General features: G+C 45.8%; 19 protein-coding genes and 1 pseudogene. 1 reads left to right on the plus strand and 19 read right to left on the minus strand.

What is annotated here, in order from left to right:
* Window positions 1-233: 233 nt before the first annotated feature.
* The 9 genes from trxB to hisG form a co-directional block, all read right to left on the minus strand.
* Entirely contained in the window at window positions 234-1,181 is a 948-nt protein-coding gene (gene trxB, locus DCC82_RS00515; protein WP_015865033.1) for a thioredoxin-disulfide reductase, read from the minus strand.
* Window positions 1,182-1,257: 76 nt separating this feature from the next.
* Window positions 1,258-2,739, minus strand: a complete 1,482-nt coding sequence (locus DCC82_RS00520) for a tetratricopeptide repeat protein (protein ID WP_062677266.1) — start codon at window positions 2,737-2,739, stop codon at window positions 1,258-1,260.
* A gap of 105 nt (window positions 2,740-2,844) precedes the next feature.
* Window positions 2,845-3,477 carry a bifunctional phosphoribosyl-AMP cyclohydrolase/phosphoribosyl-ATP diphosphatase HisIE gene (hisIE, locus tag DCC82_RS00525; protein WP_062755695.1) on the minus strand — a complete coding sequence of 211 codons (633 nt, stop codon included), beginning with the start codon at window positions 3,475-3,477 and terminating at the stop codon, window positions 2,845-2,847.
* Window positions 3,474-4,232 carry an imidazole glycerol phosphate synthase subunit HisF gene (hisF, locus tag DCC82_RS00530; RefSeq protein WP_062755693.1) on the minus strand — a complete coding sequence of 253 codons (759 nt, stop codon included), beginning with the start codon at window positions 4,230-4,232 and terminating at the stop codon, window positions 3,474-3,476. Before hisF ends, hisIE begins: the two co-directional genes overlap by 4 nt.
* A complete protein-coding gene (hisA, locus tag DCC82_RS00535) occupies window positions 4,229-4,966 on the minus strand; it encodes a 1-(5-phosphoribosyl)-5-[(5-phosphoribosylamino)methylideneamino]imidazole-4-carboxamide isomerase (RefSeq protein ID WP_097353832.1) in 738 nt (245 codons plus the stop codon). The genes hisF and hisA overlap by 4 nt, the downstream gene beginning before the upstream one ends.
* Window positions 4,966-5,601, minus strand: a complete 636-nt coding sequence (hisH, locus tag DCC82_RS00540) for an imidazole glycerol phosphate synthase subunit HisH (protein WP_097353833.1) — start codon at window positions 5,599-5,601, stop codon at window positions 4,966-4,968. The genes hisA and hisH overlap by 1 nt, the downstream gene beginning before the upstream one ends.
* A 2-nt stretch (window positions 5,602-5,603) precedes the next feature.
* Entirely contained in the window at window positions 5,604-6,191 is a 588-nt protein-coding gene (gene hisB, locus DCC82_RS00545; RefSeq protein ID WP_097353834.1) for an imidazoleglycerol-phosphate dehydratase HisB, read from the minus strand.
* Between the two features lie 14 nt (window positions 6,192-6,205).
* Window positions 6,206-7,474 (minus strand): histidinol dehydrogenase, encoded by a 1,269-nt coding sequence (gene hisD, locus DCC82_RS00550; RefSeq protein ID WP_097353835.1) that lies wholly within the window; start codon window positions 7,472-7,474, stop codon window positions 6,206-6,208.
* Between the two features lie 14 nt (window positions 7,475-7,488).
* Complete coding sequence (hisG, locus tag DCC82_RS00555; protein WP_015865041.1) at window positions 7,489-8,109, minus strand: ATP phosphoribosyltransferase; 621 nt, start codon at window positions 8,107-8,109, stop codon at window positions 7,489-7,491.
* A gap of 98 nt (window positions 8,110-8,207) precedes the next feature.
* Here hisG and DCC82_RS17400 point away from each other — a divergent pair, with 98 nt between their 5' ends.
* A complete protein-coding gene (locus DCC82_RS17400) occupies window positions 8,208-8,372 on the plus strand; it encodes a hypothetical protein (RefSeq protein WP_158268575.1) in 165 nt (54 codons plus the stop codon).
* A 24-nt stretch (window positions 8,373-8,396) separates the two neighbouring features.
* On the opposite strand, the gene DCC82_RS00560 is transcribed toward DCC82_RS17400, so the two are convergent.
* From DCC82_RS00560 to DCC82_RS00605, 10 genes and pseudogenes are all read right to left on the minus strand, one after another.
* A complete protein-coding gene (locus DCC82_RS00560) occupies window positions 8,397-9,575 on the minus strand; it encodes an ATP phosphoribosyltransferase regulatory subunit (RefSeq protein ID WP_015865042.1) in 1,179 nt (392 codons plus the stop codon).
* Between the two features lie 153 nt (window positions 9,576-9,728).
* Window positions 9,729-10,007, minus strand: coding sequence for a hypothetical protein (locus DCC82_RS00565; RefSeq protein WP_015865043.1), 279 nt, complete (start codon window positions 10,005-10,007; stop codon window positions 9,729-9,731).
* Between the two features lie 112 nt (window positions 10,008-10,119).
* Window positions 10,120-10,632 carry an acyltransferase gene (locus DCC82_RS00570; RefSeq protein WP_097353836.1) on the minus strand — a complete coding sequence of 171 codons (513 nt, stop codon included), beginning with the start codon at window positions 10,630-10,632 and terminating at the stop codon, window positions 10,120-10,122.
* Entirely contained in the window at window positions 10,629-11,276 is a 648-nt protein-coding gene (ppaX, locus tag DCC82_RS00575; RefSeq protein ID WP_081189293.1) for a pyrophosphatase PpaX, read from the minus strand. The genes DCC82_RS00570 and ppaX overlap by 4 nt, the downstream gene beginning before the upstream one ends.
* The gene (locus DCC82_RS00580) at window positions 11,273-12,211 is read right to left on the minus strand and encodes a nucleoside recognition domain-containing protein (RefSeq protein ID WP_097353837.1); all 939 of its coding nucleotides are present in this window, start codon (window positions 12,209-12,211) and stop codon (window positions 11,273-11,275) included. Before DCC82_RS00580 ends, ppaX begins: the two co-directional genes overlap by 4 nt.
* A 16-nt stretch (window positions 12,212-12,227) precedes the next feature.
* Complete coding sequence (gene lgt / locus DCC82_RS00585; protein ID WP_015865047.1) at window positions 12,228-13,037, minus strand: prolipoprotein diacylglyceryl transferase; 810 nt, start codon at window positions 13,035-13,037, stop codon at window positions 12,228-12,230.
* Between the two features lie 18 nt (window positions 13,038-13,055).
* On the minus strand, window positions 13,056-13,991 hold the full coding sequence (hprK, locus tag DCC82_RS00590) for an HPr(Ser) kinase/phosphatase (RefSeq protein WP_015865048.1): 936 nt from the start codon (window positions 13,989-13,991) through the stop codon (window positions 13,056-13,058).
* Window positions 13,992-14,091: 100 nt separating this feature from the next.
* A complete protein-coding gene (locus DCC82_RS00595; RefSeq protein ID WP_062679080.1) occupies window positions 14,092-14,451 on the minus strand; it encodes a phage holin family protein in 360 nt (119 codons plus the stop codon).
* Window positions 14,452-14,484: 33 nt separating this feature from the next.
* On the minus strand, window positions 14,485-15,564 hold the full coding sequence (locus tag DCC82_RS00600; RefSeq protein WP_108430200.1) for a DUF4097 family beta strand repeat-containing protein: 1,080 nt from the start codon (window positions 15,562-15,564) through the stop codon (window positions 14,485-14,487).
* A 21-nt stretch (window positions 15,565-15,585) separates the two neighbouring features.
* A pseudogene (locus DCC82_RS00605) lies at window positions 15,586-15,913 on the minus strand (magnetosome magnetite crystal formation protein family).
* Between the last annotated feature and the right edge of the window lie 134 nt (window positions 15,914-16,047).

Genomic DNA, 16,047 nt, shown 5'->3' on the forward strand with positions numbered 1-16,047 from the left:
TTTTACCAACTGTGGATAATTTGAAAATCCCTATTTTGACGAAAAACTTTGAAATATACTCTTCATAGCTGCCTGTCACATACTTGTTCACACATAAAAAAAGAAGCACGGGGAAAGGGTACCCGTGCTGAACAAAAAGATCTATATAAAAGGGGGTCAATTACTTACTTTTAGCATACAAAAAAAATGTTTCATGCGTGTTACAGCAGAATTAAACGTCTATTACGATTTCGTTACTTTATGTTTAATTTTTCCTTTAACTCTTCCACATAATGTTGTGCGCTTTGCGCTGCAATGCTTCCGTCCCCCGTTGCTGTAACGATTTGCCGTAATGATTTTTCGCGGACGTCTCCTGCCGCAAAAATACCCGGCACTTTTGTTTCCATAAGCTCATTCGTTTCGATATATCCGTTTTCGTTCGTAATGCCAAGGCTCTCAAATGGCTTCGAAAGCGGAAGCATGCCGATATAAATAAACACGCCATCGCACGGAAATTCCCGTTCCTCTCCCGTTTGCGTATGAACAAGTGTCACGCTGTTTACTTTCCCATCTTTTCCATTAATTTGTTTTACGGTATGATTCCAAATAAAATCAATTTTTTCATTGGCAAATGCGCGGTCTTGTAAAATTTTTTGCGCACGTAATTGGTCACGGCGATGAACGATCGTTACCTTATTAGCAAAGCGAGTTAAATAGATCCCTTCTTCTACCGCGGAGTCCCCGCCACCAACGACAACGAGATTTTTTCCTTTAAAGAACGCCCCGTCACAGACAGCGCAATAAGAAACACCGCGGCCGCTAAATTCCGCTTCACCAGGTACACCGAGTTTTTTATACTCCGCACCAGTTGCAATAATGACAGCGCGTGCTTTGTATTGTTTATCGCCGACAACCACTGTTTTATATGCTTCACCGTCAATAATTTCTTTTACTTCGCCGTATGCATATTCCGCACCAAATTTCTTTGCATGTTCAAACATTTTTGTCGCCAATTCTGGACCTAAAATATTCTCATATCCAGGATAATTTTCCACGTCTTCTGTATTTACCATTTGTCCTCCTGGTACACCACGCTCAATCATTAATGTAGATAAATTGGCGCGAGATGTATAGACAGCGGCAGTCATCCCTGCTGGTCCGGCTCCCGCGATAATGACGTCGTAAATTTTTTCCTCTGACACGCTGCTTCCACTCCTTCATTGATTAGTCTTTTACCATTATCGTATAGAAGTTTCGAATGAGCGTCTATTAATTTGCTCACGATAACAACTCTTTCACTTTCTTTACATATTTTTTCACCGTTGATAATGAAATATGATACTTATCCGCAATCCATTTTTGTGTTACACGTTGCCCTTGCTGCTGCCGCCATACATACTCCATCGCCGCCGCCCAAGCAGAATGGTTAGAAAATCGCTCTTTTGTCGGCAATGCGTTGACGACGACGGAAAACCATGAAATATACATGTTTTCATCGATCTGATCATTTTTCATCGATAACTCATTGATAATGATATGGCTATTGATGACATATGAAGGAGACGTTTCTGTCATATGAAATAGAAAATAATCGGCAAATTGACTAAGGAGTGGATGATCAGTCAAATAACGACGAATCGCAATGGAAAGCGCGGGATCATTTTTGTACGGCGATTGACTAAGCAAATAAAGTCCATATAACATTTCTGCTATATTCGTTTGGTTAAACCAACGAATAATGCTCCGAAGTTCATGGTCGACAGATAGAGAGGAAAATGTCCACGGCTCCTCTCCGCGTTTGTCAGGATTTACTTTTATTACCTTCTCCCAAACATTTTTCGCTAATTCTTCGCGGCCGGTATAATAGGCTACATAGGTAAGCCAATAATAAAAGGCATCATCTCCATCATAGCCCATTTTATATAAATGATATAGCCATTTAAAAGCGAGGTCGAAACGGCCGACAAGCGCGAATGTCGCTCCAAGCTTATAGCGATGCTCGATAAAAAACGGATACACGCATGCCAATTTGTCAGAAAGACGTTTTACTTGCTGTTCATTGCGCAAATAATAATGAAAGACAAGGAGATTGCAAAGCGCGTGTAAATTACCTGGGTTTCGCTCTAGCACTTGTTCGACAATTTCTTGCGCCTTTTGCACATTTCCGTTGTAAAAGTAGGCGAGCGCCAAATTATTGTACGCTGACCAAAATTCAGGATAGTTCGCAATTATCGTTTCCAGCAGGCGAATTGCTTCCGGAAACTTCTCTTTTTCCAATAAAAACCGCGCCCGTTCCTGCAATACAATTAAATCATCCTGCACATCGCTGTTTTCATCTTCTTGATCGATTTTTAACAATTCTATTAAGTCCTCTGTATCTTCGACAAAATAGCCATTTGGATCACAAGCTAAATACATTTCCGCATACTTCATCGCCTCGCGGAATAATCCGAGATGAGCAAAGTTGTTTGCTAAAAAATAAAAACATTCATACATCGTTTCATCTAATTCATGGACAATCTTGAATAACCATTGATTCGAAGCCTGATATTCTCCTAACTCCGCAAGCACGGAGGCAAGCTGCAATACAAATGTAGCATCGTTTTTATCATATTGAACGGCTCGTTCAAAATATTTTTTTGCTTTATATAAATCTCGTTGTTGATACGCTTGCATTCCTTTTTTGAAATAGTATTCACCGTTTTGGATAAATGGAATAATTTTCGCTTTTTGCTGCTTTGACTTTAGTTGCTTTTCCATGGAATCCTCCATCTATTGTTGAATTTACCGAAAAAAGTATACCACATTCTTCGGAAAAGCAAACATAAAAAATAAAAGCTGACCCAGCAAGAAGCCAGCTCGACGTCACTGCTTAGCGCTATGCCGCTTAGTTAGCACTTCCAACACCGCATCAAGCGGAAGTTTTTGTTCCCTTAGCAGCACAAGTAAATGATACAATAAATCGGCGACTTCCCATTTCAATTCGTCATGGCTGCGATTTTTCGCGGCAATAATAACTTCGGCCGCTTCCTCACCGACTTTCTTTAAAATTTTATCCACTCCTTTTTCCAATAAATACGTCGTATACGCTCCTTCAGGACGTTCCGCATCCCGTTTCGCGATGATCTCCTCTAACGTGTTAATAATCGCAAATCGGTTTGGCGAAGCTTCGTATTTTTCTCCATTAATACGGTTCGAAAAACACGAATAGCTTCCCGTATGGCAAGCTGGTCCGGCTGGCTCGACAAGCACCAAAAGCGCGTCACTGTCACAATCATAACGCATCTCGACAATGCGCTGCGTATTGCCGGAAGTTGCGCCTTTATGCCAAAGTTCCCCGCGCGAGCGGCTGTAAAACCATGTTTCGCCTGTTTCGAGCGATTTTTTTAGCGATTCTTCATTCATATAGGCAAGCATCAACACTTCTTTGCTTTGCGCGTCTTGGACAATTGCCGGAACGAGACCTTTTTCGTCGAATCGAATGTTGGCGAGGTTCATCGGATGTTTACCCCTCTTTCTTTTAAATACGCTTTTACTTCTTTCACCGATGTTTCTTTATAATGAAAAATCGAAGCCGCAAGCGCCGCATCTGCTTTCCCTTTTTCAAACACTTCAAGGAAATGTTTCGCGTTGCCGGCTCCGCCCGAAGCAATGACCGGAACGGAAACCGCTTCGCTTACCGTTCTCGTTAACGCAATATCAAAACCATTTTTTTCACCATCGCAATCCATGCTTGTCAATAAAATTTCCCCCGCACCGCGGCGGACCGCTTCTTTTGCCCATTCGACCACTTCCAAGTCCGTCGCGTTTCTCCCGCCGTGCGTATACACACGCCACGAGCCAATCGTTTCGTCATATTTTGCGTCAATCGCAACAACAATGCATTGCGATCCGAAAAAATCTGCCCCTTCCGTAATGAGGTTCGGGTTGCGAACAGCGGCTGTATTGAGCGACACTTTATCCGCACCGGCGCGCAAGATCGTTTTCATATCATCCAACGAATTAATCCCGCCGCCGACCGTAAACGGAATCGCCAGCTGTGCGGCGACTTTCTCGACGACTTCCACCATCGTTTTCCGCCCTTCGTGAGAGGCGGAAATATCTAAAAAGACAAGCTCGTCCGCTCCTTGTTCATCGTAAAACTTCGCCAGTTCGACCGGATCGCCGGCGTCACGAAGTTGAACAAACTGCACTCCTTTCACGACGCGTCCATCTTTCACATCCAAACAAGGAATAATGCGCTTCGTAATCATTTCCCTTGCACCACCTTCAGCGCTTCCGCGACCGTGAATTTCTTCGTATAGAGCGCTTTGCCGACAATCGCGCCGACAACGCCGTCATCGGCATATGTTTGAAGCGATACCAAATCCTCGAGCGAGCTGACGCCACCTGATGCGATGACATGTTTTTCAGTTGCGCGCGCCATTTCCACGACCGCTTGAATATTTGGACCTGACAACATTCCGTCTGTCGCGATATCCGTAAAAATAAACGTTTGTGCACCTGCTTCTGCCAGCTCTTTTCCAAGGTCGGTTGCTTTGACATTCGATGTGTTCAACCATCCTTCCGTCGCGACAAATCCATTTTTCGCATCAATACCAATGGCGATGCGCTCTCCGTATTTTTTCAGCATTTCTTTTACAAACGGCGGATCGGCGATAGCAGCGCTTCCTAAAATGACGCGTGCCACACCGTTTTCTAAATAATACACAATATCGTCTTCCGTGCGAATGCCGCCGCCAATTTGCACTTTCACCGGCAGCTGTTTCGCCACTTCGACGACGAACTGGTCGTTTATGCGTTTTCCTTCTTTCGCTCCGTCAAGGTCGACCATATGAATCCATTTGGCTCCTTGTTCAGCGAAGAAAGCGGCCATTTCAACCGGTGAATCGCCATATACCGTTTCTTTATGATAATCCCCTTGCAAAAGACGGACGCATTTGCCGCCGCGCATATCAATCGCCGGATAAATCGTAAATGCCGCCATCACATACTCCCCTTTCCTTCGGCGATCGCCGCATAGTTTTGTAAAATTTTCATACCGATCTCGCCGCTTTTTTCCGGATGAAACTGCGTCCCATACACGTTTCCTTTTCCAACGACAGCGGGCACCTCCACATTGTAAAAACTGCTTGCAAGCACAACATCGTCATCATCGGTCACCACATAGTACGAATGGACGAAATAAACGTGCCCTTCTTCCACGTTTTGCAAAAGTGGAGAGGGATGACGGAAAACGAGACGGTTCCAGCCCATATGCGGCACTTTATACCGATTTCCGTCTGCCGTCATGCCGGGAATGCGAACGACGCGGCCGCTAAGCAGCCCTAATCCTTCTGTTAACCCGTTTTCCTCGCTTTCTTCAAACAATAGCTGCATGCCAAGACAAATGCCAAGAAGTGGAGTGCCCTCATTTACCGCCTCGCAAACAAACTTGGCAAGCCCTGTTTCCCGCAAAATATGCATCGCGTCTTTAAACGAACCGACCCCAGGCAAAATGAGCCCCTTCGCGTTTTTCAATTCCTTTGGATCATCGGAAATAATGTACTCATAGCGCAATCGCTCTAACGCTTTGCTGACGCTGTATAAGTTGCCCATTCCATAATCAATAATGCCAATCATCGTTACAACATCCCTTTCGTTGATGGAACGCCTTTGACGCGCGGGTCGATCATCGTTGCTTCATCGAGCGCGCGCCCTAACGCTTTAAACACCGCTTCAATCATATGATGCGTGTTGCGCCCGTAATGGACGATGACGTGCAAATTCATGCGCGCTTCTAGCGCCAATTTCCATAAAAATTCATGGACAAGCTCGACATCAAACGTTCCGACTTTTTCGCTTGGAAACTCTCCGCGAAACTCGAAATGCGGACGGTTGCTTAAATCGACGATGACTTGAGCGAGCGCTTCATCCATCGGCACAAACGCGTTTCCGTAACGTTTTATTCCTTTTTTATCGCCGAGCGCCTCCCGCAGCGCCTGACCGAGACAAATCCCGATATCTTCGGTCGTATGGTGATCATCCACCTCCGTATCACCTTTGGCGGTGACCGTTAAATTAAAGTGGCCGTGCTTTGTAAACAAATCGAGCATATGCGTTAAAAACGGCACGCCGGTATCCAGCTCCGCTTTTCCTTCCCCGTCAATGACAAACTGCAGCTGAATATCCGTTTCCTTTGTCGTTCTCGAAATCGATGCATGCCTTACCATAACCTATGTCCCCCTTATTTTTTAAAACGTTCTTCAACGGCGCGCGCATGTGCTTCAAGCCCTTCAAGTCTGGCAAACGCCGCGATTTTTTCCGCGTTTTGCTTTAGCGTCGGCTCGCTGTAAAAAATGATGCTCGATTTTTTCACAAATTCATCCACGCTTAATCCGCTCGAAAACCGGGCTGTACCGTTCGTCGGCAGCACGTGGTTCGGACCGGCGAAGTAATCGCCAACCGGCTCCGAGCTGAAGCGCCCTAAAAAAATCGCTCCCGCATGGCGGATTTGACCAAGGAGTTGCATCGGTTCGGCTGTCATTACTTCCAAATGCTCCGGTGCTAATTCATTCACAACTTCGACCGCTTCCGCAAGCGTTTCTGTGACGTAAATGGCTCCGTAGTTCTCGAGCGACGCAGAGGCAATCGCTTTGCGCGGCAGCGTCTCCAGCTGTTTTTCGACCTCGCGTGCGACTGCAAGCGCCAATTTCATCGATGGAGTAACGAGAATCGCGGAAGCGCGTTCATCGTGCTCGGCTTGCGACAACAAATCAGCGGCAATTTCGTTCGCCTTTGCCGTTTCATCCGCCAACACGACGATTTCGCTCGGTCCGGCAATCATATCAATCGCGACTTGCCCGAACACTTCGCGTTTCGCGAGCGCCACGTAAATGTTGCCTGGCCCGAAAATTTTATCGACCGGACGAATCGTCTCCGTTCCGTATGCAAGCGCGGCAATCGCCTGCGCACCGCCGATTTTATAGATTTCTTTCACTCCTAATTCGTTCGCCGCCACTAACACGCCGGCCGGAAGCGTTCCGTCTTTATTTGGCGGAGAGGTGATCACAATTCGTTTGACCCCTGCTACTTGGGCAGGAATGACATTCATAAGCACCGATGACGGGTAGGCGGCTGTCCCTCCTGGAACGTACAATCCAACCGCATCAAGCGGCGTTATTTTCTGACCAAGCATCGTGCCGTCTTCTTTTGTCATGATCCATGACTCTCTCTTTTGACGCTCATGATAATCGCGAATGTTTTCCGCCGCCTCTTGGATGATCCGAAGCACTTCTGCGCTTACGTTCTGATACGCTCTTTCTATTTCTTCGTTTGTCACGCACAGCGAATCAAGGCGGACGCCATCGAATTTTTCCGTATAACTTTTTAGCGCTTCATCACCGCGAGCGCGCACATCGGCAATAATCTCCAGAACCTTACTGCGCTGTTCTTCCGTCCCTGATTCAATCGTACGGCGCAATGATACACGGTTTGTCACTCGTTCGATTTTCACGTTTGCTCTCTCCTTCATTGCGGAATGACTTCGGATAAACGATGAACTAGTTCATCGACCGCTTCGTCTTTCATGCGGTAGCTGACCGGATTGACGATTAATCGTGAGGTGACATCAGCGATTTTCTCCAATTCCACCAGCCCGTTTTCTTTCAGCGTCCGTCCGGTCGAGACAATATCAACAATGCGGTCGGCAAGCCCAATCAGCGGAGCGAGCTCAATGGAGCCATTCAACCGAATAATTTCGACTTGCTCGCCTTGTTCGCGAAAATAGCTAGAGGCGATATTTGGGTATTTCGTCGCTACGCGCGGCGCGATTTGATTCATGCGCACACCCGGCAATCCTGCCACCGCTAAATGACATTTGCTAATCTTTAAATCTAACAGCTCGTACACATCGCGCTCTTCTTCCATCATCACGTCTTTACCGGCAATGCCTAAATCGGCCACCCCATGTTCCACATAGGTGACGACGTCCATCGGCTTGGCGAGAATAAAGCGCATGTTTTCTTCCGGAACTTCAATCATTAGTTTTCTTGACTCGGCAAATTCCGGCGGAAGCGTATAGCCTGCTTTGCGGAGCAATTCAAGCGCTTCGCCGAAAATCCTCCCTTTCGGCATCGCAATCGTCAACATCGTTTATCACTCCTCATGAGTGTTGATTATCCAATTATGAAGGTATAATAGTGTAGCAATAAGTCTATATAGGTCTATATAGTCAGGGGGAACAAAGAGTGAACTCAGCTTTTCTGCCGGAGTCGGCAAGCCAATGCTTGCCGACTGGTCATGCGTCGCATGCCCATCCCCAACGGCGAACGCCTTGCGGACAAATTGGATTTGTCCGCCAGCGTCCCTGTTTTGGGATTACGGCAGAAAAGCCATGTATAAACAAACGGTAATTTTTTGCGAATCAACGCGCCTGATCACTCCTTTTCTGTGCTGCCAAGCAAATAAGTAATTGGCTTATACCGTTTGCTGTAGGCATCAATATCACGGATTCCAGAAATATGCTGAAGCACCACGCGCTTTCCTTCCCGCCGCTTTGTTCTCGCAAGCTCAATCGCTTCAGCGAACCGCTCTTGGCTAAATACGATGCACTCGATCGCTGCCTCCTCCTCTGATTCCCCGAGCGCCTCGATTAATCGGTCGACGCGAATGCCAAACCCGGTCGCTGGGGCTTTCCGAGAAAATTTCTCCAACAGCTCGTCATAACGGCCTCCATTTCCAATTGGGAAGCCAACGTGTTCAGCATATACTTCAAATAAAATGCCCGTATAATAACTCATATGGCTAACAAGCGTCATATCGATTTTCACTACATCATCAACGCCATATAGTTGAAGCGCGTTCGAAAGTTCGCAAAGATCGTCGACCGCTCGCTTTCCTTCCTCGCTATGAACAAGCTCCTTGGCTTCTTCCATCGTCATGTCGTTGCCGTGTAAATGCAATAATTGAAGCAGGCGCTTTTGGTCAATGGAAGAAAGGGGCAGAGACTTCACATGCTCCCTATAGCCAACGTAATTTTTCTCGTATAAAAAGCGGCGCAATACGCTGGCACGTTCTTCATTCCCTACAATTTCTAAAAACAAAGCGTTGACGTAGCCGATATGACCGATCGTCACCGTGAAATGCTGTAGCCCAGCCTGCCTGAGCGCCGCAATCATGACACTAATCACTTCCGCATCCGCTGCGACCGTGCCGTCCCCAATGCATTCGACACCGATTTGTTCAAATTCCGCCGGGCGTCCTCCCTCGCGCTGCTGGGCGCGGAACACGTTGGCGTTATACGCAAGGCGGAGCGGATTGCCTTCCTTGTAAAGACGGGAAGCAGCCAGCCTTGCGATCGGAGCGGTCATATCGGGACGAAGGACAAGGGTATGACCTTGCTGGTCAAGCAGTTTAAACAACTGATGGTCGTCAATCGCCGATACGGTCCCGACTGTCTCGTAATATTCCAATGTCGGCGTTTCGATCAATTCATATCCCCATGTTTCAATTTCACGAATCATCGCCTGGCGAACACGTTTTTTTATTTCATATAAAAACGGCAATGTATCACGCATGCCTAACGGTTTTTCGAACATAAACAACTTTTTGGTCATGTTCACACGTCCTTTATGATATATACTTTAGTTTGCTAATATGGTAGAGAAGTGAAGTTATTAGTAGTTTACTCCTCATTTATCCGCTCGTCAACTATGAAAATTTCCAATTGCAGCGAGCAAGATGAAAAACTGTCTTGTAACGCAAGAACCTTAAGCGCCATATTTTTGTTTCTTGCGGATGGTTGAAATAGTCGTAACCACTACGGATACGATAAAACCGATGATGAGCGGAATCGTAATAACTCCGATTCCTTGTTCCATGACAATTTCATTTCCTTGTTCATAATACCCCTTCAAATAGAAAATTCCTTTCCCGATTTTTTGATTGATTTCTAAATCAAACTGGTTGATAAAAATCATGATAATACTAAATACAATTACTGTTGTCGATGTAAAAATACGAACAAACATGTTGATCTTTTTTCTCATTGTTTCTCTTCCACATTTTGTTTTTAAAATAAGGAATTTTCCGATATTTCCGCTTATGAGAAAAGAGCACCGCTTTTCTTTTTTATGCTGAAAGGATAAGGGTGCTCTCGTTTTATTGTTCGCTCTTGCGCCTTTCCATTTCTTCTTTCGTATAAACGATGCGCATCGGATTGCCGGCGACAAACGCACCGGCAGGCACATCTTTATGGACGACCGTGCCGGCGGCGATGATGGCGCGATCGCCAATCACCACGCCGGGAAGCACCGTCGAATTGGCGCCGATCATCACTTCGTCCCCAATAATCACATCGCCAAGGCGGTATTCATCAATTAAATATTCATGCGCCAAAATCGTCGTATTGTAGCCAATGATGCAATTGCGGCCGATTTGAATTTTTTCTGGAAACATAATATCCGGCATGACCATAAAGGCAAGCGCCGTTTTTTCCCCGATTTTCATGCGCAGAAACGTGCGGTACAGCCAGTTTTTCACCGCTAAAAACGGCGTGTAGCGCCCGATTTGGATAATGATCACGTTTTTAAGCACTTTCCAAAACGACACCGTTTTATAAATCTGCCATAAGGAATTTGCGCCTGATACCGAATATTTCGTCGTCCGCCTCACTCGTTTTTCACTCCTACAATCGCCAGCAAATCGCTCATTTTTTCCAGCATAAAATCCGGTTCATATTGTTCCAAATACTCCCGTCCTTTAATCGCCCATGCCACTCCCGCCGTTTTCGTGCCAGCGCGTTTTCCCGCTAAAATATCGTGATAATTGTCGCCGACCATTAACGCTTCATCCGGCGTGGATTGCAGCAAGTCCAGCGCTTTATAAATTGGCTCTGGGTCCGGCTTTGCATGTTTGACGTCATCGAGCCCGATGACGCAGTCGAAAAATGGTTCTAGTCTCGTTTTCTTTAATCCCATCACTGCCGTTTGATGAATTTTTGTCGTTACCACGCCGAGACGAAACCCGTTTTGATGCAGCGTTTCAATCGTTTCATACACCGTTTCAAATTCACGGATGAGCGCGTCATGCTGCGCATGATTGAATGCGCGATACGTATCAATCATTTCTTGTACGCGCGACGGATCCAATGCGTTGAACGTTTCATAAAGCGGAGGGCCAATAAACGGCAAGACATCCTCGCGTTTATATTTGCCTGGATAATATTTTTCTAACGTATGTAAAAACGATTGAATAATTAATTCATTGGTATCGATCAATGTTCCATCGAGATCAAATAATATTGTACGAATGGTCATACTGCAGCTTCCTTCCTTTTTGTATCTTCGACACGATTCCAAATAAAGCTAATAAACATGGTTAATAAAATAGCGGTGACCAGCCGAATGACAAGCAGCGGCCATACCGGAATTCCAAGCGGAACAAATACGAGCGTATCTTCTATAACGGCGTGGCAGGACACAAGAAAAATAAAGGCCAATGTTAAATCGCGTTTTGATACGCCGTCTTCTTTTACCGCCTGAATCATCACTCCCGCACCATACGCTAAACCGAACACGAGTCCGGCCGCCAATGTCAAAGAGGTATTTTCTTTCATGCCGAGCAATTTCGTCACCGGCGCCATCCAACGCGAAAAAATATGAATCCATTTTAACTCTTTTAATATTTGAATTCCAATCATAAGCGGAATAACAATCACCGCTAACTGCACAATCCCAAGGCACGCTTTTTTCAACCCGGCAAGCAAAATAGCTCCCCAGCTTGTCAGCTGCTCTGGAGAATTGGAAACAAAGCCGTATTGCGCCGTTTCACTTCCTCCTTGCCAAAGATAATGAATCAATAGAGCGGAAACAAGCGCGAGCCCGACGCGAACAATAACCATTAGCGCAACGCTCATACCGGTGCGCGACGCGACGGTCGACTCGATGAGCAAGTTATGGGAAAACGAAAGCATAACCGCCAAAATCAACACTTCTTTTACTGTTAAGTGCAGTGTCAGTATGGCGCCGATTGCGGCGTACAAGTTTAATAAGTTGCCGAGCACAAGCGGGATGGCCGCATCTCCCGGAAGCCCGATCCATTTCATAAATGGAGTGACCAGCTGAATGATCCATTGCAGCACGGGGGTATGCTGTAAAATGGACATGATGAGCGTAATGGGAAAAATCACTTTTCCGAGCGTCCACGTCGTTTGCAGGCCAACCGCGAATCCCCTTTGTAATATTCCGACCATTCTCTTCTCCCCTTTTCTAATCGTTATACCGCTCTTTTGCTAATCCTTTTACTCTGCGAAATACCCATAAACAGACTGAAAGTATAATGAGTGCAACGGAAACGACTCGCGCGATGCGAAGATGGCCCGCTAGCATTAAACTATCGGTGCGCATTCCTTCAATGAAGAAACGTCCGATGGAATACCAAATAAGATAGCTGAGGAATAACTCGCCGCGCCGCAAATTAACGCGCCGCAGCCACAACAGCAGCAAAAAGCCCGCTAAATTCCAAAGCGATTCGTACAAAAATGTCGGATGGTAATATTGTCCGTTAATATACATTTGATTAATAATAAAATCCGGTAAATGCAAGCTTTCGAGAAACTCCCGCGTTACCGGACCGCCATGCGCCTCTTGGTTCATAAAATTGCCCCAGCGTCCGATCGCCTGCCCTAAGATAATGCTTGGCGCCGCAATGTCCGCCAGCTTCCAAAATGAAAGCCCTCTCACTTTCGCAAAAACGATCCCTGTTGCGACCGCGCCGATCAATCCGCCGTGAATTGCAAGACCGCCTTCCCAAATTTTCGGTATTTCCGATAAATGTTTTGAATAATAATCCCATTCAAAAATCACGTAATAGACGCGCGCACACAAAATCGCGATCGGCACTGCGAACAAGACGAGATCGACAAATGTTTCTTTCGGGAGTCCGCGCCGCGCCCCTTCTCTTGTCGCCAGCCATAATCCGATCAATACCCCCGTTCCGATAATGACACCATACCAATAAATGGTAATCGGACCGAGATGCAAAAAGACACGGTCTAGCGGTTGAATCGTCGAATCCATCAATTCTCCTCCTAACTGTTATTCGTAATCATGCTCGCCATCTTCAATCGCATCGGTTAGACGTGCGGAAAACTCTTCCGCTGCGTTGACCCCCATCCGTTTTAAACGGAAATTCATCGCGGCCACTTCGACAATCACAGCTAAATTTCGTCCCGGCCGAACCGGTATCGTTAATTTCGTTAATTCTGTATCCAAAATTTTTACTTTTTCTTCTTCCAACCCGAGACGATCATATTGTTTATTCGGATCCCAAAGTTCCAAATCGATCACTAACGAAATGCGTTTATGCGTCCGCACCGCTCCAGCGCCAAATAATGTCATCATATTAATAATGCCTAACCCGCGAATTTCGAGCAAATGCTCAATCAACTCCGGCGCGCTGCCAACGAGCACCCCTTCATCTTCTTGGCGAATTTCCACACAGTCATCCGCGACAAGCCGATGGCCGCGCTTGACTAATTCCAAAGCTGTTTCGCTTTTGCCGACCCCGCTTTTTCCCGTAATTAATACTCCAACGCCGTAAACGTCGACCAACACGCCGTGAACCGCCGTTGTCGGAGCCAATTTGCTTTCTAAATAGTTCGTCAAACGGCTCGAAAGCCGGGTCGTTTTCATCGTCGAACGCATCACCGGCACCGATTGCCGTTCGGAAGCTTCGATCAGTTCCGGCGGCACTTCCAATCCGCGCGATATGATAATCCCTGGAGTAATATCGGTACAAAGCCGCTCCATTCTCATCTTTTTCTCTTCTAGGCTTAACGTTTCATAAAATGAAAGCTCTGTTTTTCCTAATAATTGAATTCGCTCTGCTGGATAATACGTGAAATAACCTGCCATTTCAATACCAGGACGAGACAAATCGCTTGTCGTAATCGGACGATGAATTCCTTCCGCTCCGCTTACTAATTCCAACTGAAACTTTTCGATAATGTCTTTTGTACGCACTTTCGGCATGTCGGCATTTCTCCCCTTTCTTTGTCTTTTTCCATTTTAGCACTTTTCTTTCTCGCGTTGAATCAAAAAGAGGCGGATCCCTTCGTTCCGCCTCTCATACTTATTTTTGCCGCAACGGCTCAATAATCGCTTTTTGAATAAGTAAATGGAAAAAGGAAAGAACAATCGAAGCAAGCAGTGCGGTGCCAAACCCATTTATTTCAAACGCATTCCCCATTAATGCTGCTGTCATCATCAAGGTAATGGCATTAATGACAAATAGAAACAATCCAAGTGTTAAAATCGTTACAGGCAATGTTAATAAAATTAAAATGGGACGCACGACAACGTTTAAAATGGATAAAATCATGCTGGCGATAAAAGCGGCGCCGATGCCGCTAAATTGAATGGAATCAAAATATCCATCAATCGCCGCCAATAAAACCGTATTCACAAATACACCGATTAACCAATTGATCATCTACCATCACCGTCTTTTCATGATTTTCTTCTGTTACTCACTACCGCCCTCCATCATTTGCAGCGAAATCGATCCTGCTTTCGAATCCGCGCAAATATGAAGGGGCGGTTTTGAAGAATTTTCACACGCAAAACGAATCGTTTTTTGCGCAGTTTCTTGTTTTTCCTCCACAGGTGATACGTTCAGATGCTCGCAGATCAATCCGCCAAGGTTTGTTCTCATTTCTCCTTCTAAACATATATCGCGAGGAAGAAACAATGCAATGTTTCCCGTTACCGTTTTTCCGGTAATAACCCCATCTTTTCTTCCCGTTGCATACGTAATTCCGCCGCTGAATGTCCGTAAACGCACGTAGCGGTAATTCCCGTTCAGTTTAATTTCCCCATGAATCGTTTCTGCTTCGACTTCCTCGATCGCGCTATGTTCCAATACAATGGCCCCATTTGCCGTTTCTAATTCCGCTTCTTCCGCGAACAAGTGTTGAAGCGTGATCGAACCGTTCACGTTTTTGAGATGCAGCTCTTTTGCATGCAGACGCTCGATATCGATATCCCCGTTAAAAATCCGGCATTTGACGTCTTGATAACGTGCTTGCGGAACATAGATTATCGCATTTGTTTTCATAAACGGTTTCGCAATGGAAAAGCGAAAACGCCCATTTTGCACAAGAAACAACGTCTCCTCTATAAATGACTTCTTCGCCGCATCCAGTGATTCGGAACGATAAACTTTTGCTTCACATTCGATGCGAACGTCCGCTTGGTCCCACGGCAATACCTTGATATTACCATTAGCGATATGCACATCGATTTCCTGCAAAGCAGCATTGCTTTGCTGAAAAACATGTCTCACTTCAAAGGCATTCGCAAACGGAAAGTCAAACTCTTTCACTTTTTTTACGGTCGCATCGAAAAAATCAAACAGTTTCTCTTTCAATGACGCCATTTTTACAGAGTGCTGCTTCGAATTCGAATGAGACTGGGACGAATGAAGAGGTCCGAACAGCTCGCTGCCGCTTTTTTGTTCATCCAGCTGCTCAAGCAGCGCAAGCGCCTCTTCTACTGTAAGCTTCCCTTCCTTCACCATTTTTAATATGCGTTTTTTCTCTTCCATCGTTGATCCCCTCCCATTATGTTATTTTAACACCTGAATCCCTTTGATAATATTCCAAACGACAACGACCAAGTTTACGACCCCCGCTATAGCAAAACCGAGCCATACTAGGCCGCTGCCGACCCAAAATGACACATCGCTGCCTCCCCCCTGTCAATCCTGCAAAAATAGCACTGATGATAAACAACAAAATGGTCGCGGCTGGAATCAAATGGGAAAGAAACGCTTTTTTCGCGTGTTGTTTCACTGCTTGATCATCGGCGACAAAGTAAACGACAATCGGAAAGATGAATCCAGCAAAGAAAATACTGAAATAACATAATGATGCAAGCACTTTATTGGAATTCACGAAAACTCCCCCTTTGTTTTTATATACGACCGCGATCAAGAAAAGTTTCTCAGGAGATGCGATATGAACCTCCCCCACTTATCGAAGTGGGGGTTTCCTGTTTTCCCTTCGGGGTGGATGCGTGATAGGATGGT

This window comes from Geobacillus sp. LYN3 (assembly GCF_003064505.1).
In the GTDB taxonomy this organism is placed as follows: domain Bacteria; phylum Bacillota; class Bacilli; order Bacillales; family Anoxybacillaceae; genus Parageobacillus_B; species Parageobacillus_B toebii.